The 20,236-nt window shown below is 44.2% G+C and carries 18 protein-coding genes; 3 read left to right on the forward strand and 15 right to left on the reverse strand.

What is annotated here, in order from left to right; genetic code table 11:
* Positions 1 to 85 precede the first annotated feature (85 nt).
* From AC6HZ4_RS23575 to AC6HZ4_RS23600, 6 genes are all read right to left on the reverse strand, one after another.
* Complete coding sequence (locus AC6HZ4_RS23575) at positions 86 to 1,204, reverse strand: nicotinate phosphoribosyltransferase (RefSeq protein ID WP_497495826.1); 1,119 nt, start codon at positions 1,202 to 1,204, stop codon at positions 86 to 88.
* Between the two features lie 101 nt (positions 1,205 to 1,305).
* Positions 1,306 to 4,176, reverse strand: a complete 2,871-nt coding sequence (locus AC6HZ4_RS23580) for a DNA translocase FtsK (protein ID WP_497492274.1) — start codon at positions 4,174 to 4,176, stop codon at positions 1,306 to 1,308.
* 243 nt (positions 4,177 to 4,419) lie between these two features.
* Entirely contained in the window at positions 4,420 to 5,229 is an 810-nt protein-coding gene (locus AC6HZ4_RS23585; RefSeq protein ID WP_497492275.1) for a DUF1444 domain-containing protein, read from the reverse strand.
* Positions 5,226 to 5,546, reverse strand: a complete 321-nt coding sequence (locus AC6HZ4_RS23590; protein WP_497492276.1) for a thioredoxin family protein — start codon at positions 5,544 to 5,546, stop codon at positions 5,226 to 5,228. The genes AC6HZ4_RS23585 and AC6HZ4_RS23590 overlap by 4 nt, the downstream gene beginning before the upstream one ends.
* 64 nt (positions 5,547 to 5,610) lie before the next feature.
* On the reverse strand, positions 5,611 to 6,114 hold the full coding sequence (locus AC6HZ4_RS23595) for a DUF84 family protein (RefSeq protein WP_497492277.1): 504 nt from the start codon (positions 6,112 to 6,114) through the stop codon (positions 5,611 to 5,613).
* Positions 6,115 to 6,149: 35 nt separating this feature from the next.
* On the reverse strand, positions 6,150 to 7,220 hold the full coding sequence (locus AC6HZ4_RS23600; protein ID WP_497492278.1) for a M42 family metallopeptidase: 1,071 nt from the start codon (positions 7,218 to 7,220) through the stop codon (positions 6,150 to 6,152).
* Positions 7,221 to 7,376: 156 nt separating this feature from the next.
* Here AC6HZ4_RS23600 and AC6HZ4_RS23605 point away from each other — a divergent pair, with 156 nt between their 5' ends.
* Positions 7,377 to 7,688 carry a PepSY domain-containing protein gene (locus tag AC6HZ4_RS23605; protein ID WP_497492280.1) on the forward strand — a complete coding sequence of 104 codons (312 nt, stop codon included), beginning with the start codon at positions 7,377 to 7,379 and terminating at the stop codon, positions 7,686 to 7,688.
* 13 nt (positions 7,689 to 7,701) lie between these two features.
* Here AC6HZ4_RS23605 and AC6HZ4_RS23610 read toward each other — a convergent pair whose 3' ends face one another.
* Together AC6HZ4_RS23610 and trmB are read right to left on the reverse strand one after the other, a co-directional pair.
* Complete coding sequence (locus tag AC6HZ4_RS23610; protein ID WP_497492281.1) at positions 7,702 to 8,559, reverse strand: YtnP family quorum-quenching lactonase; 858 nt, start codon at positions 8,557 to 8,559, stop codon at positions 7,702 to 7,704.
* Positions 8,560 to 8,747: 188 nt separating this feature from the next.
* Complete coding sequence (trmB, locus tag AC6HZ4_RS23615; protein ID WP_497492282.1) at positions 8,748 to 9,401, reverse strand: tRNA (guanosine(46)-N7)-methyltransferase TrmB; 654 nt, start codon at positions 9,399 to 9,401, stop codon at positions 8,748 to 8,750.
* Positions 9,402 to 9,872: 471 nt separating this feature from the next.
* On the opposite strand from trmB, the gene AC6HZ4_RS23620 reads away from it, so the two are divergent.
* Positions 9,873 to 10,151 carry a YtzH-like family protein gene (locus AC6HZ4_RS23620; protein WP_497492284.1) on the forward strand — a complete coding sequence of 93 codons (279 nt, stop codon included), beginning with the start codon at positions 9,873 to 9,875 and terminating at the stop codon, positions 10,149 to 10,151.
* Here AC6HZ4_RS23620 and AC6HZ4_RS23625 read toward each other — a convergent pair.
* The 5 genes from AC6HZ4_RS23625 to pepV form a co-directional block, all read right to left on the reverse strand.
* The gene (locus AC6HZ4_RS23625) at positions 10,148 to 10,951 is read right to left on the reverse strand and encodes a phosphotransferase (protein ID WP_497492286.1); all 804 of its coding nucleotides are present in this window, start codon (positions 10,949 to 10,951) and stop codon (positions 10,148 to 10,150) included. The genes AC6HZ4_RS23620 and AC6HZ4_RS23625 overlap by 4 nt on opposite strands.
* A gap of 357 nt (positions 10,952 to 11,308) precedes the next feature.
* Positions 11,309 to 13,453: a type I pullulanase gene (gene pulA / locus AC6HZ4_RS23630; protein ID WP_497492287.1), complete on the reverse strand. Its 2,145-nt coding sequence runs from the start codon at positions 13,451 to 13,453 to the stop codon at positions 11,309 to 11,311.
* A 253-nt stretch (positions 13,454 to 13,706) separates the two neighbouring features.
* Positions 13,707 to 14,255, reverse strand: a complete 549-nt coding sequence (gene thpR / locus AC6HZ4_RS23635) for an RNA 2',3'-cyclic phosphodiesterase (RefSeq protein WP_497492288.1) — start codon at positions 14,253 to 14,255, stop codon at positions 13,707 to 13,709.
* The gene (locus AC6HZ4_RS23640; protein WP_497492289.1) at positions 14,255 to 15,454 is read right to left on the reverse strand and encodes an MFS transporter; all 1,200 of its coding nucleotides are present in this window, start codon (positions 15,452 to 15,454) and stop codon (positions 14,255 to 14,257) included. Before AC6HZ4_RS23640 ends, thpR begins: the two co-directional genes overlap by 1 nt.
* A gap of 109 nt (positions 15,455 to 15,563) precedes the next feature.
* Entirely contained in the window at positions 15,564 to 16,967 is a 1,404-nt protein-coding gene (gene pepV, locus AC6HZ4_RS23645; RefSeq protein ID WP_497492291.1) for a dipeptidase PepV, read from the reverse strand.
* Positions 16,968 to 17,331: 364 nt separating this feature from the next.
* Between pepV and AC6HZ4_RS23650 the strand changes: the two genes are divergently transcribed.
* Positions 17,332 to 17,553 (forward strand): DeoR family transcriptional regulator, encoded by a 222-nt coding sequence (locus AC6HZ4_RS23650; RefSeq protein ID WP_497492292.1) that lies wholly within the window; start codon positions 17,332 to 17,334, stop codon positions 17,551 to 17,553.
* 66 nt (positions 17,554 to 17,619) lie between these two features.
* Here the strand turns inward: AC6HZ4_RS23650 and AC6HZ4_RS23655 are convergent, their stop codons facing one another.
* Both AC6HZ4_RS23655 and AC6HZ4_RS23660 read right to left on the reverse strand, forming a co-directional pair.
* Entirely contained in the window at positions 17,620 to 18,339 is a 720-nt protein-coding gene (locus tag AC6HZ4_RS23655; RefSeq protein ID WP_497492293.1) for a pseudouridine synthase, read from the reverse strand.
* Positions 18,340 to 18,491: 152 nt separating this feature from the next.
* A complete protein-coding gene (locus AC6HZ4_RS23660) occupies positions 18,492 to 20,141 on the reverse strand; it encodes a putative polysaccharide biosynthesis protein (protein WP_497492295.1) in 1,650 nt (549 codons plus the stop codon).
* Between the last annotated feature and the right edge of the window lie 95 nt (positions 20,142 to 20,236).

A 20,236-nucleotide genomic window follows, 5' to 3' on the forward strand; every position in this document is an offset into this window, starting at 1 on the left:
ATCTGGAGACACCGCAGGAATAAACAAATTTATCCCGCAGCATACCCTATCACATGAAAACTAAGAACAAGCAGTATTAAAACTCTTATACCTCTTGTTTTGCCAATAGCTCAACACGTTCTAAGCGCGGATTTGGGCGGTATTTTCGTCCTGCCTTCGCCTGCGGCTCGCCATTGAGCTCAACATTGTCCCCTGTAAAGCCAATATTTATTTTAAGCAAGCTGCTTCCCACTCCGTACATATCAACCGGGACATCCTGTGACTCAAATTCACGGATTCTCTTTTCATCGAACCCTCCGGTTACTACGATTTTCACGTGCTCATAGCCTTCTGCATCAAGAGCCTGACGAAGCGCAAAAATAAGCTGCGGATTTACACCACGCGGGTCGAAGGTGCCCAGTACCTCTGGATGCCGGATAAAATATTGATCAATCATCGTGCGAGACGTATCGACGCGCACACCTTTTAAGTTCGGACCAAATTCCCTAGCCACGCGAAGTGCATCAGTAATCACATCGTTATTATAATCAATCAGTACAATTAAGTCATCTTCTGGAAATTGATTATGATATGCTTTTGTCGCTGCAACAACATCTCCTCCGAACATTTGGATCAACGCATGAGGCATTGTTCCCATACCGCTCTTTCCCCACCATTCATTCATCGCATGTGTTGCCTGAGCACTCGTTCCCCCGATATAGGCTGCATATCCATCACCCGCCTGCTGCGTAAAATGGTCGTCACGATCCCCCATAAAAATGATTGGCTTTTCTCTGCTGCCGCTGCGCGCTGCCTGCACAACGTTGTACACATTCGTAGCCACTGACGTACGCCTTGCCAAAATACCATCAATAACACCTTCCAAATATCCAAAATACTCATAAGGTCCACGAATGGTTAGTACTGTCTCAAATGGACTAATTTTATCGCCATCCTTTAAGGAATGGACTTCCAGCTTCTCCGGATGCGCAGCAAAGGTTTGCAATAACGCAATTGCTTCATCCGTACCGCATAAAACCGCATGCTCCCTCTGGAAAAATTGCATGGTTACCACAGTTCCCGGAAGAGCCTGCTGAATAATATCACGCGTTTTCAAAAAATAAACGGCAGAGAACCATCCTTCTCCAACTCGCTCATCAAACTTAAAGGTTTGATTTGTAAGACGCTTAATTTTTCCTTGCAGCTTCCACTCGATTTCTTTCATCATGATTGACTCCCTACCCATCATCTCATCAGTTCTTTTAGTATAACCTGTCTGCCCCTGCTTCCCTATATTTATAAACAGGAAAAGGAGGTAAAATGTCCTTATCCGTTCATATCCTGCATAGCAGCTAATTCTCCCTCTGTGATAAGAACATCGCGCGGTTTTGTTCCGCGTGCCTCCGAAATAATGCCTTGCGCCTCCATTTCTTCAATAAGACGTGCGGCGCGGTTATAGCCGATTCGGAAACGGCGCTGCACAGACGAGGCAGATGCGCCGCCCTGCTCCAGCACAAATTGGCAGGCATCATAAAACAGCTCATCTTCTGCTGCATGCTGCTCTGTCTTCGCAAGCAAATCATCCTGCTGAAACAAATAGCTCGGCTTCATTTGTTGCTTTACGTGCTGCACGGTACGCTCAATTTCTTCATCCGATACATATACACCCTGCAGGCGAACCGTTTTCGATGTACCATTTTCTAAAAACAACATATCCCCGCGTCCGAGTAATTTTTCTGCCCCTCCAGTATCGATAATCGTCCGCGAATCAACCTGAGACGACACAGTAAAGGCAATACGTGTCGGTATATTTGACTTAATGAGTCCAGTAATAACATCAACGGACGGACGCTGTGTCGCAACAAGCAAATGAATTCCGCATGCACGCGCCTTTTGCGCGATACGACAAATGGCTTCTTCTACATCAGCAGGTGCTACCATCATTAAATCAGCCAGCTCATCAATTATAATGACAATATAAGGCAGCTGCTGTCCCGGTGTTTGCTTTTGCCGCACGAGATCATTATATCTTGTTAAATCACGGGCACCTGCATGCGCAAATGACTCATAGCGACGATCCATTTCTTCTACGGCCCATTTCAAAGCAGCCGTAGCAGCTTTTGCATCCGTAATAACTGGAGACACAAGATGAGGCACCTCATTATACGGTGCCAATTCGACCATCTTCGGGTCAATCAGCATAAGCTTTACCTCATGAGGCATCGCTTTATATAAAATACTCATCAAGACTGCGTTGATACACACACTCTTTCCAGATCCAGTCGAGCCCGCAATCAGCCCATGCGGCATTTTTCGGATATCTGTTACAATCGGTGCACCAGAAATATCTAAACCGAGCGCAACCGTCAGAGGCGATTCACTTTTTGTAAACTGCGGACTGCGCAAAATCTCCCGTAAAAATACGGGCTTACTTTGCTTGTTTGGCACCTCGATGCCAACTGCGTTTTTGCCTGGAATCGGCGCTTCAATGCGAATATCGCGGGCGGCCAGGTTTAGCTTGATATCATCAGATAAGTTGGTGATTTTATTAACCTTCACTCCTGGTTCAGGCTGTACTTCAAATCGCGTAACAGAAGGTCCTTGCGTCATATGCACAACCTTGGCGCCAACATTAAAGTTGAAAAATGTTGTATTCAATAACTCCCTTTGCTCCTGCAGCCACTCTTCATCATTCACTTCCAAACGCGGTGGAACATGCAGTAAATGTATAGGCGGAATAATATATTTTGGCACTTCTTGCTTCTTTTGTTCCAAGCGAAGCTTGTCCTGCTTAAGCATTACTACGTTATACGGCACAAATCGCTTTTTCTTACGCTCCTCGGTCTTGCTTGCAAAAGGCACTTTGTCTGTTTTTTTCAATGCTTCTGCCGCTGGCTCAGAGGTCTCTTCCCCCGTTTGCTCGATTGCTTCCTCTTCCAGCAATAGATCGAGTTCTTCCTCAGCTGCTTCTGCCGCTGGCTCAGAGGTCTCTTCCTCCGTTTGCTCGATTGCTTCCTCTTCCGGCAATAGATCGAGTTCTTCCTCAGCTGCTTCTGCCGCTGGCTCAGAGGTCTCTTCTTCCGTTTGCTCGATTGCTTCCTCTTCCGGTGATAACTCGAGTTCTTCCTCAGCTGCTTCTGCCGCTGGCTCAGAGGTCTCTTCTTCCGTTTGCTTGATTGCTTCCTCTTCCGGCAATGGCTCGAGTTCTTCCTCAGCTGCTTCTGCCGTTGGTTCAGAGGTCTCTTCCCCCGTTTGCTCGATTGCTTCCTCTTCCGGCAATGGCTCGAGTTCTTCCTCAGCTGCTTCTGCCGCTGGCTCAGAGGTCTCTTCTTCCGTTTGCTTGATTGCTTCCTCTTCCGGCAATGGCTCGAGTTCTTCCTCAGCTGCTTCTGCCGTTGGTTCAGAGGTCTCTTCCCCCGTTTGCTCGATTGCTTCTTCTTCCGGTGATAGTTCGAGTTCTTCCTCAGCTGCTTCTGCCGCTGGCTCAGAGGTCTCTTCTTCCGTTTGCTCGATTGCTTCCTCCTGCATCACTTGAACTACCTCTAGCTTTTCAGCACAAGCCGTTTCCACATATTCCTTATTTAAGAGTGTTTGCTCCTCACTGTCTGCATATGCCTTTTCCGTATGTACCACTTCCCTGTTCTCTAAAACTGATACATATCCATTTTTCTCCATCCATGCATCCACCACTGATTTTCTTTCATTTGACAGTACGATATCCTCAACCGGCATTCGTTTTTCTTTAGCCTGCTCTGGACGTGTATAGCCAAAGATGGGGGATGCGATTTCCGTTGGACGAAAAGGGCCGCGGTTGGACTCTGGCAATTGTGAACGAGTAGAGAGCTGCTCCTCACGCTGATATAGCCTGGATTCTGGTACATACAGCGGCACAGGCTGTACCTGCTCAAGCCTCTCCTGCTGCAATGAATAAGGCTTGCTCCTATTCTGTTCTACAGTAGACCTTCTTTCTTCATGTCGGGTCAACTGCTCAGTTTGAACGTTCTCACGCCTCTCAATCTGTTCATTAACCTCTAGCGGAAATCGAAATTTACCCTTTGGGTATTGATAAGTCACCCTTGCCTCTATTTCCTTTTGTAACGGTTCGTGTTTGTTTATAACAAGCGAATGATCTGTTTGAGGAGTTTCAGCCGTACTCTTCTCCTCCTTATTCAACAGTTTTTTCATCCAATCCAACATGCAGTACCACTCTTTCTGCAAAATAATAACATCTTTTATTGTAACAGCATTATAGCGAATGTGGGGAAAAAATTATAGGGGTCAGAGCGCACTCTAGTAGTAGTACATAATATAAAAAAGCAAAAACCACCTAAGCAGCGGTTTTTGCTTTTTATAGATGTGCTGGATTATACGTGCTCTGCCCTTGCTACGGGGCAAAAAAGCTGTTCTTCCCTAAGCAAACATGATAGATATGCAGACTTTTTATTCTTTCTTATTGTCCTTCTGTCGACGTTTTTTTCCTAAAATAAAAATCGGCTCTAGCTCCTTATTTTCATACATGAAGGAAAGAGCTGTAATCGGAACACGACCTTCAAAGAAAAACTTCATCGTCATTTGCGCAATAATATCGTATCCAATTTCATTTCGAAGATCTGCAACGATTAACACATCCTGATGCGGCACAGCAACGACCATATCTCCCTCAATTTGTCCCTTCATCTCCATTAAAAGAGAATCATCGAGAATCCGGCTGGCATCATAACCGTCATTTTGGTTAAAAAAGTAAAATACATTGCCGGCTACTTCATCAGACTTTACCTTGTGCGGCAAGGATCGAAGGTGAAACAGAGCCATCTCCCTCACCTGCTGCTCATCAAGACCAAGACTTTGAAGGAGACGTTGATCAATGAGACGATACGTTTTTTCAGAATCAAGAGCATAGTAAATCCTTGTTTCTGCTGTATGCTCCGTTGTAATAAACGGGTTTCCCTCCTCCTGCTCCATGGGGAATGAAGTAGAGCGAATAACAGGTAAAATCCGCTCTGCCTGCGCTCCTTCTTTATGCATCGCGATAAGTGCTTCTTCTACGTAATATACGATTTCCTCTACGGCCTTCTCTTGCTTTTGCTCCCATTTTGCAACGATACCCGGCAGAGAAACTGTAATCCCTTTTTTAGTTTCCTTATCCTCAATTCGAAGCGTCTCTTTTTCCCTGTCATACTGAAACTGCCAATCTGGACGTTCAAGCCGCCTGACCAGCTCGTCCTTCACTTTCTTGCTTGTCATTTTCATTGCGTGCGAAGTCCTTCCAAAAACGTCTCAATTTGCTCTTGTGTTTTCCGGTCCTTATTCACAAATCGTCCGATTTCTTCCCCATTACTATAGGCAACAAAGCTCGGAATTCCGAATACATCCAGCTCGCGGCATAGGTCAATAAACTTGTCACGATCAACGAAAACAAATGTAAAATCGCTGTACGTCTCTTCTACTTCCGGCATAAATGGCTTAATAAACACACAGTCTGGGCACCAATCTGCTGAAAATAAAAATACAACGTTCTGTTCTCCTTGTAATGTCTGAAATTGTTCCATGCTTTCAAGCACTTTCATATGTCCACTCTCCTTATTCCTTCTGCTGTCTACTTTACTCGTCTAAATAGAATTCTTGCAACTCTTATGCTTTTGAATACATATATTGCCCAATGAGCAGCTTTGCTACATGGGTAAACATCTCTTCCCGATTCACATATCCGTTCGTAAAAATACCGATGGCTCCCTCACCACTGCGAATATCTCGACGCTTCGTATAATCGTCCATGATCTCGCTCAGCTCTTTTCCAGAAAGAAGCGGATGCAAAAATTCATCTGGAAGCTGTATACGTGCTCCCCCTGCATAAAACGTTTCTCCGCTGCGAGTCACGAGCGCTCCCCAATTGCATAAAAACAGGCCGCGTCCTGTTTCAAGCACGCCGCCTTCTAAACCAATTGCGATATTAGCATCCGTTTCCTCCAAAGCATTTCTAGCCCGATTAACCGCCCCCTGTAATGTCTCCTCATCAGAAAACGGTTGATCAGCTACACCAGATGGAACAGAAACAGGGATAAGCGTTGCTTCCGGAAGCGCGCCCCGCACTGCCCCCGTTTTTGTTTTGTTTGTAGACCCTATTGCTACCTTCATCTCTATTCCTCCGTTTTTCAAAACAACGTTAATGCTTACTTGCTTCGAATCGTTTCAACCGTTGTACGATCAGTTGCTTTCACAAGCTTCACAAGCAGCTCCTTTGCCGCTGCATAATCATCTACATGCATAATTGACGCATGTGTATGGATATAACGAGCACATACACCAATTACACCAGACGGCACACCAGAACTGCTAGTGTGAACACGACCTGCATCCGTTCCGCCTTGCGAAACAAAATATTGATACGGAATCTGATTTGTTTCCGCCGTGTCCAAAATAAACTCAACCATTCCTTTATGTGTAATCATCGAACGGTCAAAAATACGTAAAAGCGCTCCTTTTCCAAGCTGACCAAACTCCTTCTTATCACCAGCTGCATCATTTGCCGGGCTTGCGTCCAGAGCAAAGAAAATATCGGGCCCGATCATATTGGCCGCTGTTTGCGCACCGCGAAGACCGACCTCCTCCTGCACAGTCGCACCGGAATATAGTATGTTTGGCAGTTTGTCGTTCTTTACTTCTTTTAGAAGTTCAATAGCTAAGCCGCATCCGTAACGGTTATCCCAGGCTTTTGCAAGAATTTTCTTTTCGTTTGCCATTGGCGTAAACGGGCATATCGGCACAATTTGCTGTCCCGGTTTGATTCCAATCGCCAACGCATGCTCACGATCATCGGCTCCAATATCAATAAGCATATTCTTTATATCCATCGGTTTAGCTCGCATCTCATCGCTTAGAATGTGCGGCGGAACAGAAGCAATTACACCAATGATCGGCTTGTTATCCGTTATGATTTGTACACGCTGCGCAAGCAGTACCTGGCTCCACCAGCCGCCGAGCGGCTGAAAACGAATCATGCCATTTTTCGTAATTTGCGTCACCATGAAGCCAACTTCATCCATATGACCGGCTACCATCACGCGAGGACCGTTTTCATCCCCCTTTTTCACACCAAAAACGCTGCCTAAGCGATCCTGAATGATTTCATCGGAGTATTTCGCGAGCTCCTCCTTCATGAAGCGGCGAACAGCATGTTCAAAGCCTGATGCTCCAGGAAGCTCCGTTAACGTACGAAATAAATTCATCGTTTCTTGATTCATCGAATGAACTCTCCTTTTTGGTAGGATACTTTTTCCTATATACACTGACTCTTATTGTAGCGAAATTCTACAAATGTCGCTAGTTTCTTCTTTTTTTGAGAAATTTCGATTATACTTGAAAATAACAAACCATTCTGTTCAATAGAGGTGGAAGCGATGAATTGGAAAAGCTTGCTCATCGGCATGGGCTTAGGTGTAACTGCCGGATATTTCGCAGCGGTAAAATTACAGCAAGGCAGTCATCTTTCGTCCGAAAAAGCATTGCAAATGGCAAAAAAAACATTTGAAGATAAAGGTGAAATTACAGGATCTTGGATTCATATGGTGCCAGAGGTGCTAGAACGCTACAATTTAACGTATGATGTGTATCGCGGCGGCATCACAGCCCTCATCGATGGCGTACAGGAACGATTTGAATTTTTAGTCGATGCCAAAACAGGAACAATTTTAGAAGTAATTGAAGACTAAAACAAAGTCCCTCTCACAGGGACTTTTTATTTTCCGCTACTTGTACTTTTTCCATTAGCGCTCCTTCACTATCCCACTTGACTGCACGATAATAATAATCGTGATAAAACGTAAACCACGCGTTCTGTTCTATGCCGCATGTGATCCATTGTTGCTTTTGTGCAATGGATGTCATTGGGTAATCGTCATACGCCATAACCCAAAGAACATTTTGATGCGCATGCGTCGGCAATAAATCACCAAGATGCAGCAGCATTTCTCCTCTGTCCTGCACTATGATGATTGCATGTCCATCACTATGGCCTCCCGTATGCACCATACGCACCTGCTTTGTAATCTCAATATCCTTTTGAAACGTTTGCACCTGATGCACGATTGGTTCCCAGTTTTCTCTCCAATATGTATTGCGTGAACGAATATTCGGACTGCGCATTTCGTTCCATTCAACCTCTGATACATAAATCTTTGCGTTCGGAAATGTTGACGTTACTTGTCCATTTTCCTTCTTGGTTAGGCCGGAAGCATGATCAAAATGCAGATGTGTCATGAGGATAATATGAATATCATCAGGTGTTAATCCAAGCTGTGAAAGTGACTCACTAACAGAAGACTCCTCGGTTACCCCTTGATTTCGCTTCATCTTTTCGCTCATTTTATCGTTTCCAATTCCTGAATCAATCAGTATATTTTCATCTTTTGTTTGCAATAAAAGCGGATCTGTTCGAAGCGGAATTTGATTCTTCTCATTATACTCATACTTACGTGACCAAAGCGGCTTTGGCACCACCCCAAACATCGCGCCCCCATCCAAGTTGCTTCGTCCGCCTTTAAGCCATGTGACTTTGATTTCTCCTATCCGCAGTGTATCCATTTCCCCCACTCCCTTTCTTCCAATAATTGTAACACACGTAAAGTAAGTTGTTGTAAAACAAAATAAAGAAAATTCGCCGATCGGCGAAGACAGCGGCGTAGTTGCACTGTATTCCTAAAATTCTCCTCTGCGTTGAATTAGCTTCCAGCTGAAAATTTATACCCTTAAAATGCAAAAAACCTGTGCCTTTAGAGCACAGGTTCATTGCGGAATTTTGCTTCAACCCGGTAAATACGGTTCCCTTTACTCGAGAACTTCTCTTCATATTCTGTCATGATATTGCCTTCGAAATCGCTATTATGAAGGTCGAGGCTGATATATTGTAACAGCATGCCGTACTCAGAAAAACTTATAAGGGAATATTCAAATAGTCCTTGATTATCCGTTTTGAAGTGAATTTCTCCACCCTTTATAAGCACTTGCTCATAATTTTGTAAAAACGTTTTATACGTTAAACGGCGTTTTTCATGTCGAGCCTTCGGCCAAGGATCAGAAAAATTCAAATAGATACGGTCAATCTCTTCGCCTTCAAAAAATACAGTTAAATCCTTCGCATCCTTATTAATCAGCTTCAGATTCGGCACTTCTTCATCAATCAGCTTTTGCAGCGCATCGACAACCACGCTTGAGAACTTCTCAATACCGATATAATTAATATGCGGATGCGCTTTTGCCATTTCATAAATAAAGCGGCCGCGCCCTGTACCGACCTCAATATGAATCGGGTTATCATTTCCGAATAGCTTTCTCCAGTTGCCTTTATGAGCTGCCGGGTCAGCAATTACAAATTGCGGATAGGTTTCAATCATTTCCATTGCATATGGTTTATGTCTAAGACGCATTAAGTATTCTTCCCTTCTCAATCATGCTACAAAAACGGGCACGATCCGCTTTTGCTTTGGGCAAGCATCACCCAAACGTTTCCTGTCACATAAAGAAAACTCGCCGATTGGCAAGTCTTTAGGCGAAGACAGAGGCGTAGTTGCACTTATACTTTATCCCAAAAATTTCCCACTACGCCGAATTTGCTGCTTCTAGCTGGAAATTTATTCTTTCTTAAAGTGTAAAAAACCAAGTACACTTGCACTCGGTCCTTCTCTCGTATAAAACAAACAGCAATCACGGAAACTACAAAGGAACAATGAGCAAAGCGTACACAGCCTGTTTTGCTCCTATTGTAAACGATTCTCCACCTTGACAAACGCTTTTTGCTTTTGCGTGGAAGGTTATTTTACAGAAAGGAGCAAGGTCGCGTCCGCTAGGCAACGCCCAAAAATCTATACTTTCTTATCTTTAAAAAAGGATGTGTTGATATGCCTCTCAACCACGAGCATCAAATGACCGTATTAAAGGACATTTTAACAAACCATCAGTGTGATTGCTGCGGAACTGTAGCCGAATGTGAACAAATGGAGCGTATTATCAAGTCGCTCATGGCAAACGACAATGTAGCTGACGATACAAGAACCGTATTAAACGACGTTTATTATTATAGCCAGGCGGGAAAATATTCTCCCGATTTAGATCAGCATATTTCAAGTCACCAAGACCAGCTTTCACAATGGATTTCTGGAATAGATAGCCTATCCTAAGAGGACCGGGAGGCAAGGAGGCTTTTTAGGTAATCGTGCCAATAGGAAGCTTCCTCCTGCTTCCCCTTCGTTGTATACCACTGCATAGATATAATGGACTGGGCAACAACATACCATTCCATACGGCGCAAAAGAGATTTCGTCATATCCAGGCCATAATGCTTCAGCCATGACCTCCACTCACTTTGCGGCACGTACCAATATAACAGCATGCCAATGTCTAAAGCAGGATCTGCAATAATTGCTCCATCCCAATCAATCAAATACAATTCATTATAATCGGATAATATCCAGTTGTTATGGTTTACATCGCAATGACAAACAGCAAGCTCTTCATGTACAACCTCCGCAAGCGAACTATGCAAATATTGAAGGCCCTTTTGTACAGCTTCTTTCTGTCTCACCTTCTCCTCCAACATAGAAAGAAGCTCGTCTAAAATATCGTTAGCAAAAAATGGCCTCTTTCCAAGCTTTTGAATCATTTGCAGTAATGCTTGAGACGAGTGAATTTTTTGTAATAAAAGAGCTACGCTCTCGCTCTTCATTTCTGCAGGCTCCAGCTTTCGCCCGCTCAGCCATGCTTGTGCAGAGATTACATCTCCGGTTGTCATTCTCTTTGTCCAAAGCAGCTTCGGAACAATGCCTTCAGCCGACAGCACGGCAAGAAAAGGTGACGAGTTTCGCTTTAAAAATAGCTTTCGTTCTCCCTGCTGAGCAATATACGCATCACCTGTCGCTCCGCCGGCCGGTGCCACCTTCCAATCTTCTCCTAACCATTGTTCCAACCATTCCATGTTCATTACCCGCTAACAGTTCCTTTTGTTGTAGTGAATTTCCGACACATCTCTTCCCTGCTGTTTCTATCATGTTCATTGTTCCACACTTCTTCATACAATGTGAAACATGATTTACTATCGGTACTTGCACAGGATTGCCATGCCAACAATATGACAGCCAAACCCTAACTTAGATAGAGAACTGCCTTGACATCATACTATGCTTTGCAATGCACGAACGCAGCAAGCATGTAAAAATAAAGAAACGCCTCAGCTGCTCTTTCCTCTATATAAAAAGAGAGAGCTATTGTGGTATTATGACCAAAATAGCTACCTTCGTCAATTCTACCTGTATTACATTCTCATCGTCAAGTAGCGATGTTACATTTTCGCCAAGACATAGGCGCTGACCGGCGCAACTGCAAACTCCTCTCCCTTATGACAAGTAATAGGGAGAATACCTGCTTCGGTCTCATTTACAAGCACCTGCCACTCCCCCTCATCCGGCAGTGTTACTATTTTCAGATCTGCGCCCGTATTAAACAACACAAGGATCTCCTTCCACTGACCAAAAGCCGCAACATCATGTAAGTGATATAAGATAGCGGGTTCAGGAGCAGGCAAGAAGGAAAAATGCTTTTGAATGAGAGCAGTTGATGCAAAACGAAATGCGCCGTGCGATCTGCGTAAACGAATGAGTCCCTTTACATATTCAACTGCCGTACTATTTTTCTCCTTTCGTTTCCAATCGATCTGATTAATGCTGTCTGGGGAGTTATAGCTGTTTTCAATCCCTTGCTTTGTTCGGTAAAATTCCTGACCAGCGTGTAGAAACGGAATACCTTGCGATAAAAGCGTAATGGTCGTTGCAAGGAGATGGCGGCGCTTGCGCATCGTTTCCGGCTCCTCTGCATTACTTTGAGACAGCTTATCCCACATTGTATGGTTATCATGTGATTCTACATAGTTAACAGTCTGTTCAGGCTCATCAAATAAGTCCGTTTCATTTGCCTGCAGCGGGACACTCCCTCTGATTACTCTTTTGACCTCATCTAATTTACTGCAGTTTCCAAACGCATAGCCTTGGTCGAAGATTGAAAAGGTACTCCCCTTAATGTAATCACGAAATCGATCATTAAAGTGCGCAATTCGCGGCATATATCTGGCATTTCTCAATGTTGCCTTTCTATCAGCAGGAAGCGGCGTATTTAAATCCCATCCTTCCCCAAGAATTAAAACATCAGGTCGGATTGCATCAACGGCGCGGCGAACTTCGTTCATTGTCTCCCAATCCAAAATTCCCATTAAATCGAAGCGAAAGCCATCTACACCGTATTCCTGAAGCCAGTACCGTATGGAATCCAAAATAAATTTACGAACCATACGCCGTTCGGATGCAATATCATTTCCTACCCCTGTTCCATTTGAAGGCATGCCATTTGCATCATGACGGAAATAATAGCCTGGTACAAGCTTTTCAAAAGATGACTCCTCGCGTATATACACATGATTGTATACAACGTCCATAATGACACCAATACCATTTTCGTGCAGTGCTTCAACCATTTGCTTCAATTCCACAATACGGCTGTACGGGTCAGCTGGGTTCGTTGCATAGCTTCCTTCCGGCGCATTAAAATGCAGCGGATTGTATCCCCAATTATATGCTTCCTCAGGATTTTGCTCATCCACTCCGCCAAAATGGTTAAATGGCAGCAGTTCTAAATGTGTAATTCCAAGCTCCTTCAAATAGGAAAGACCCGTTGTTGTCCCATTTGCACTCATTGTTTGCGCTTCGGTTATCCCTAAATACCTTCCTTTTTGCAGGACTCCGCTATCAGGATGAATCGTAAGATCTCGAATATGTGCCTCATAAATAACAGCATCCGTAAAATTAACTAGAGGCGGGAAATCTATCGTCTGCTTCCCTCTTGTTTTTTCCAGATTTACAACTACTCCATGCTCGCCATTCATTGTGATCGCTTTTGCATACGGATCTGTCACCTCGCGCCACACAAGATTGATACACACAACAAATGTATACCGTACTCCCTCCCAATCTCCGAGAAGTTTACAGCTCCAAACCCCACTTTCTCCGCGAGCCATATCATAATCATCGTACCCATCCTCTTTGTACACACGCAGCTTCACCAAAGAAGCTGGAGGAGACCACACCTTAAATATACTTTCTTCTGCTGTGTAGGCAACTCCTAAATCATCTCCGTCGTAATAATACGCCTCATCAAATTCCTTTGTACGAATGACAGCACCAACTTGCAAATCCGTCTCATTCTTCCGATCATCAACCACGCGGTAGGCTGCTCCAATTTGAACATGCTCGCTTACTTTGCACTCATACTTTGTAAATCCGGGAAGATTGTGTACGTGTATTACTTGAAGCTGCCATTCCTGCTTTCCGTTCCTTAGCAGAAATTGGCTGGAGACCCCGTACGAGTGCGGAAGCAATACAACAATATAGTCCATTCCGTCTAAGTACGCCTCAAATAGACGTTCAATCTTCAGCATACCGTGCTCACCATCCTTCCCTTAGTTTTCCAGATTCATCTTACTTCCACGACCGGCTCCTCTCCGTAAAATACCCCTTCCTACAAAAGGCAAAATCCGTCTTTCATGATAAGAGGCACACGGAAAGCCCCTTAATGAATAAGCTTCGTCGAACCGCGCACCTTGTGCACGGATGGCTTGACTACGGGAGAAAAACGTGCCGTGTTCGCTTTTCTTACTTGTAATAGTATATTCACAACTTAAGTAAACGGTTTCAAGAATCAGACAGAAGGATACTGAAAATCTCCTCATACTTTGGAGTCCGTTGTAAATGGCTTTTGTATAATGTAATTTTCTCAACTGAAAACGGCAGCTCATGGATTTCTCGCTGCTGTAAGCCTGTTAATGGCTGCTCGCCGCGCCATCTTCTCCCTAGCGTAATGTGAGGGCGATACGCACGCGTTTCAAGAGAAAAGCCGAGAGCTTCACAAAGATTATACGTTTGCTTTTGCAGGGCAAACAGCTCAGGCGGGTGAGTAGTCCCCGCCCACAGAACACGAGGACGCTCCACTGACCCGAATGCTCCAATTCCTTGCAAAGTCATGGGAAACTTTCTATTTACAGAGATCTGATTCATCTCCTCTTCTATACGAGGTAACATTAGAGACGATACCTCTCCTAAAAACACGAGTGTAATATGATAATCATCACGGTGTACCCATGACTGAAACGGGAGCTCTTTTTTGTACTGCTGCTTCCATGCATCCAGAGCATCCTTCACCGTTTCCGGCAGTGAAATAGCAAGAAAGTAATGCGACTTCATCACACACTCTCCTTTCCTCTTAGTCTTCCCTCTATTCTTTTTGTGCGTGTTGCTTCCAGCACAAATAACAGTACACCGCTCATCGTTAAAATAAAGTACGCTAAGTATACGCTTTGAATTCCAAATCGGTCCAGCAGGAAACCGCCAATAAACGTACAAAACCATGTACCAAATCCTCCTCCGGCTGTCGCGTACAGCGACACGGCGGTAGATTGCATAGAAGGCGGGGCCATGTCCCGAACATATTGCAGGGCAGTTGGAATAAATAAACCGACAGATATTCCTTGCGAAATTGTCGTCGCATACACAATTGCTAAAGGCGGCTCAAAAAAGTAAAGCAGCCAGCGCAGTGCAGAGACGAAAGCAGCAAGAATGAGGATTTGATGCATGCCTGCCTTTTGAATCCAGTACGATGCCGTTCTCATAAACGGAGCTTCACTGCCAGCAGCTAACAAAAATGCAAAGCCGATCCCCGTCATCGTTCCTCCCAGCTCCGAGATAAGCATGCCAAGATATGTATTGCTTGCTTGAGCCGGCCCGATAATTAAAAAGGTACACGCTAAAAACACAGCAAACTCATGCTTCTTCAGCAGTATTTTTGTACCTTCTGTTATATTTGTACGAAGGGGTGCTCCATGGTTTGGCAGCATTCTTGTTAATAGTGCCGCCGTTACCCAAACAAAGGTAAAGATATAAAAAATAATATGTACACCGAAATAATCGGTCGCTTTTCCTGAGATTAACACAGCTGCTGCAAAGCCAAGAGCTCCATACAAGCGAATGGCTCCATAATTGCCCCCAACCTTTTGCACATAGCTGAGCGTAATACTATCTGAAACAGGTATGACACCGCTTTGCCCAAACGCAAGCAAAACAGCAATGAGAAGCAGCATCGGATATACTGCGGTCATGGAATACAAAAACGCCATCCCTGCAGTCAAAAGCAGCGTTAGAAGCAAAATTTGCCGAGGCCTTTGCGTATAATCACACAACATCCCCCAGAGCGGTTGAGCAAAAATCATGATAACTGGACCAATCGACATAATATTTCCAACTTGCACACCCGATAAATGCACGTATTCTTTTAAGTATACCCCGAGCAGCGGGAACAATGCTCCCATGCCAAAGAAAACAACAAAATAATATAAACGAAATACGTTCCCAGCATTTCGCTTTTCCGTCTGCACAGATACATTCATATTTCATTCCTCCTCATTAAGAAAAGCGGAGACGGGTTCTAAAAGTTATACCTTCTTTAATTTTATAAAGCAAAAAGAAGCCCGCTCTCCTTCCCGGAGAGCGGTATACCTATTTTGCCAGTTCATAAATCGCTTGTGCGTAAATAGCGGTTGCCTTTACTAAATCCTCAATCTCGATATACTCGTCTTTTTGGTGAGCGAGTTCTTCCTTTCCTGGAAATAACGGTCCAAACGCTACACCTGCTTGCAGTGAGCGGGCATACGTCCCTCCGCCAATTGCCAGCAGCTCCGCCTTTTCTCCCGTTTGCTCTTCGTATACACGCTGAAGCGTCCGCACTAATCTATGGTCCTTATCTACATGGTGCGGTTTAGAATCAGACAGATCCCTTATCTCAAAACCTTGAACGCCTACAGAATCGCGCAAAACCTTCAAGGTACCCTCTAAGTCTGTCGTAACCGGATAGCGAATATTGAGGCCGCATGTACCTCCTTCCTCCTTCCTGTAGGAGAGAAGACCGACGTTCACAGTTAAGTCACCGGTAATATCATCGTTATACTGTATGCCTAAAAGTGTGCCTCTAGTATCTGTTCCAAAAGATCGGGAAACAAACTGTACGAAAGAGGCCCCCTGCTTATCCAACTCGTGTTCTGCTAAAAATGCGGCTAAACGTATGCCGGCATTCTCACCCTTTTCTGGAGTTGATCCATGTACAGAACGCCCCTTTAGATCAAGTGCGACCTCATCACCGCTCACGTTTGCTTTTCCTATACATCCCATGGACTGCACCCACACTTTATATGCAGCAGCAAGCTCCTGCGCTTGCTTTGTTTGTACTATTGCCTTAGCATAATCAGGTACCATATTGAGCCGTCTGCCTGCTTGGAATGACAAAAGTACTTTTTCTCCATCTGTAGCTGAAGACTGCTGTGCTATATGTACATCGCAGATGCCTTTTTCAGCATTAATAATTGGGAAATCTGCATCCGGAGCAAATCCCATCGTCGGCATTTCCTCATGACGAAAATAATGCTCTACACAGCGCCAATGACTTTCCTCATCCGTTCCTAAAATCATTCGAACACGCTTTGTCAAAGGAAGCCCTAGCTCCTTTACAATCTTCATTGCATAATAGGCAGCCATCGTTGGACCTTTATCGTCAATTGCACCGCGCGCGTAAATATTGCCGTTCCGAATGTCCGCAGCGTATGGGTCACTCTTCCATCCATCTCCTTCAGGCACTACGTCCACATGACATAATACACCGATTAACTCCTCGCCCTGCCCCATTTCAATATGGCCCGCATAACCATCTAAATTCTTCGTCACAAAGCCATCCTGCTTTCCAGTCTCAAGCATGAATGCAAGGGCCTGAGCAATGCCTTCTCCAAAAGGAGCACCCTCACACTTTGTCGCTTCATCAAGAACACTTCTCACGCGCAAAAATTGCTGTGTGTCATCAATTAAGCTCTGCTGCCGCTTTTGCACCTCTTCTAACCAATTGATATTCGACATCGTACTCACCTCTTTATTGATCTAAAACTACTATTGATAATTTTTTCCTTTAATGGAAATTTGCGAACGAAACAGAATACTACAGGAATATAAGTGAAATAATACCATTTGCAGCCTAACATTTGCTAGGTAACATAAAGGATTTCCCTGTCTTTTATAGAATTTCTGTTTATTACGTATGGAAACTAGAAAAAAAATCCTCCGTAAACATTTCACAACAAACCTTTTCCATTCATGATAGACATGTTAAAATTATGTTAAAATTAAGTTAGTAAAAGCATGAATTTTAGCAAATAGAGTACAATGGGAATAAATAGCTTTCTTTCTCTGTTGGTCAATAAAAAATTCGTAGAGGGGTGGTTTTTTGAAACTCACAACTTCTCGTATGCTAACAAGGATTAAGTCAATTTACATGTACATTAATGAAAGAGGTACTGTTACAACACAAGACCTTGTGGATGAATTCGGTATTACCCCAAGAACGGTACAGCGCGATTTAAACGTGCTGGAGTTCAACGAACTTGTATACAGCCCAACTCGGGGGAAATGGACAACAACAGGAAAGAAAGTCAAATTAACATCATAGCAAATAACGCTGCATATACATACCCCTTTCTATGAATAGAAAGGGGCTTTCTTTGCGTGGAACGAGCTATGCCTCCACGCGATATTCCTTTAGCTGCTGCACTTCCTCGTCTGTCAATTCGCGATATTCTCCAAGCTCTAAATCTCCAAGCGTAAGCGGCCCCATCTCCGTACGCTTCAAATATATTACCTTTTTTCCGACCGCTTCAAACATACGCTTTACTTGATGAAACTTTCCTTCTGTGATCACCAGCTCAATTTCTGACATTTCTCCGCGCTGCAAAATTGTTAGTTCCGCTGGCTTCGTTTCATAACCATCGTCAAGTACAACTCCTTTTCGGAACGCCTCTATATCATCCTCTGTTACCCGGCCGCGTACGCGCGCATAATACTTTTTCGGAACATGCTTTTTCGGGGAAAGAAGCTGGTGCGCCAAATGCCCATCATTTGTAAGCAGCAGCAATCCTTCTGTGTCAATATCAAGACGACCGACAGGAAACGGCTCAAAAATCAAATCCTCATGCTCAAGCAAATCAATAACGGTCTCATGCATGTCATCCTCTGTTGCAGAAATTACCCCCGGCGGCTTATGCATCAGCAAGTAAATAAATTCCTTATACTCGACAACCTCACCGTGAACCGTGACCTCCTGCTCATTTACATCAACATGCTGCTTCGCATCCTTTACCGGTACACCATCTACCTGTACCGCACCTTCCTTTAACAGCTTTTTTACTTCTTTACGGCTGCCATAGCCCATATTAGATAAAATCTTATCAATTCTCATTATGTCACCTTCTTTATGCTTATCAATACGAAAGACGTACCCGGTCTCTGTGCTTTACTCCCGTAGTAAAATGTTCCCCACCATGAAAAGCACTTTTGCCTTTTATAGTGAGGAACATTTCCAGAAGGAGGCTGGATATTCAAAAAGAAATCCTATGCACCTTTCGCCTTCATTTTAAATCTTCTTCCAAATCTCTGTTTTAGTCTATCCAAAAGCTCGTCCCCAAATATACGCTGCAGCATGCCGGTCCGAATTGCCAATAAACCATAGACAGCTGCACCAATGATCGCTCCTGCTGCAACAACAACGGCAGCGTCAAGCTGACTTTTAGAATCTCCAAACAGCGGTGACAGTCCCCATTGTACAAGTTTTACAACGATTGTCATCACAGCACTTAGGACCGCTATCTGGAACATCCGTTTATACACGATTGTAAAATCAAAGCCTGCATACTTGCGAATTTGTACATTCGTATACCAAATAGAGACAAAAAAGCCGATGCCTGTGCTGAGCACAGCGCCAATTGTTTCAAAATATCGAATTAACACAAGGTTTCCAATTATCTTTAACACAATTCCAATTGCAAGCGCGATAACTGCATGCCGCTGCTGATTGATTCCTTGCAAAATAGCCGCTGTTACAGAAAATAAAGCAAACAGCATCGCAACAGGTGCATACCACATCAAAATCTGGCCGCCAAGCTCACTCACACCGTAAAATGCACTATAAATCGGATACGCCAGTGCAGAAATACCGGTTACAGCAGGAAGTGTGACAAACGCATTAATTTGAAAGGTTTGTGAAATTTGCCTTTGCAATAAGACTGAATTGCGCTCTGTAAATGATTTTGTAATCGTCGGTACAAGCGTTAAGCTAAAGGCTGTGGCGAGCGAAACAGGGATCATAATAAGCTTGTGCGTCCACATCGTGAAAATACTGTAGGCAGCTTCTGCAATTTCCCCTTTGCCAATAGATAACATCATGCGGTTAAAGGTTACAGTATCCACAGCTTGATATAACGGAATGGTCAGTCCAACCACCACATATGGAAGTGCGTAAGCGAACAGTTCTTTAAAAAGCTGTCCTGTGCTCACGCTAGACGGCTGCACAGTTTGAGATTCTAGCTGCCGGTCTAAGGACGGCTTTCGCTTTCTCCAATACACTAGCAATACGCCAAGCGCTCCGAGTGCCGAAATAAATGCAGCAAACGTTGACACACCAATGGCAGTCGCGACAGTACCGTGCAAAACTTTAATAACAACGAAGCTGCCGCCAAGAAGGATTGCGATACGGATAATTTGCTCAATAATTTGCGACACAGTCGTCGGTCCCATTGACTGGTGACCTTGAAAAAAGCCGCGAATTAGGCTAGCTGCCGGAACAACAAGAAGCGCAAAGCTGACAAGACGAATAATCAGTGTTACTTCCTCCACCGTATTCTCTAAGTTCCCTCTGCCAAGAAACGCCTCGGCAAACAGCGGTGCCGTTATGTAGAGGACAGCAAACGACAAAATCCCCATCGCAATCATCAGCTTCATACCGGAACGAAACATTCTCCGGCTTGTCGCATAATCGCCAAGTGCATTATATTTCGAAACAAACTTGGCAACCGCAAGCGGCACACCCGCCGTTGCCACGCTTAAAAAGATAGTATACGGCACGTATCCATAATTGTATAAGGCACCGCCATTTGTCTGTACTAAAGCGTGAAACGGGAATACATAAATCATACCTAAAAACTTCACTAAAAACGTCCCAAGCGTCACAATGAGCGTGCCGCGCAAAAACTTCGAATCGGACATAAGAAAAAGCCCCCTCATGCATTCTAACCTTAGTATTGTATCACAATTGCTGTTAGTTTCTAAAGACGGCCTTGTTTTTCTTTTTCCTTCCTTTC

This window comes from Ectobacillus sp. OTK, from assembly GCF_059698935.1.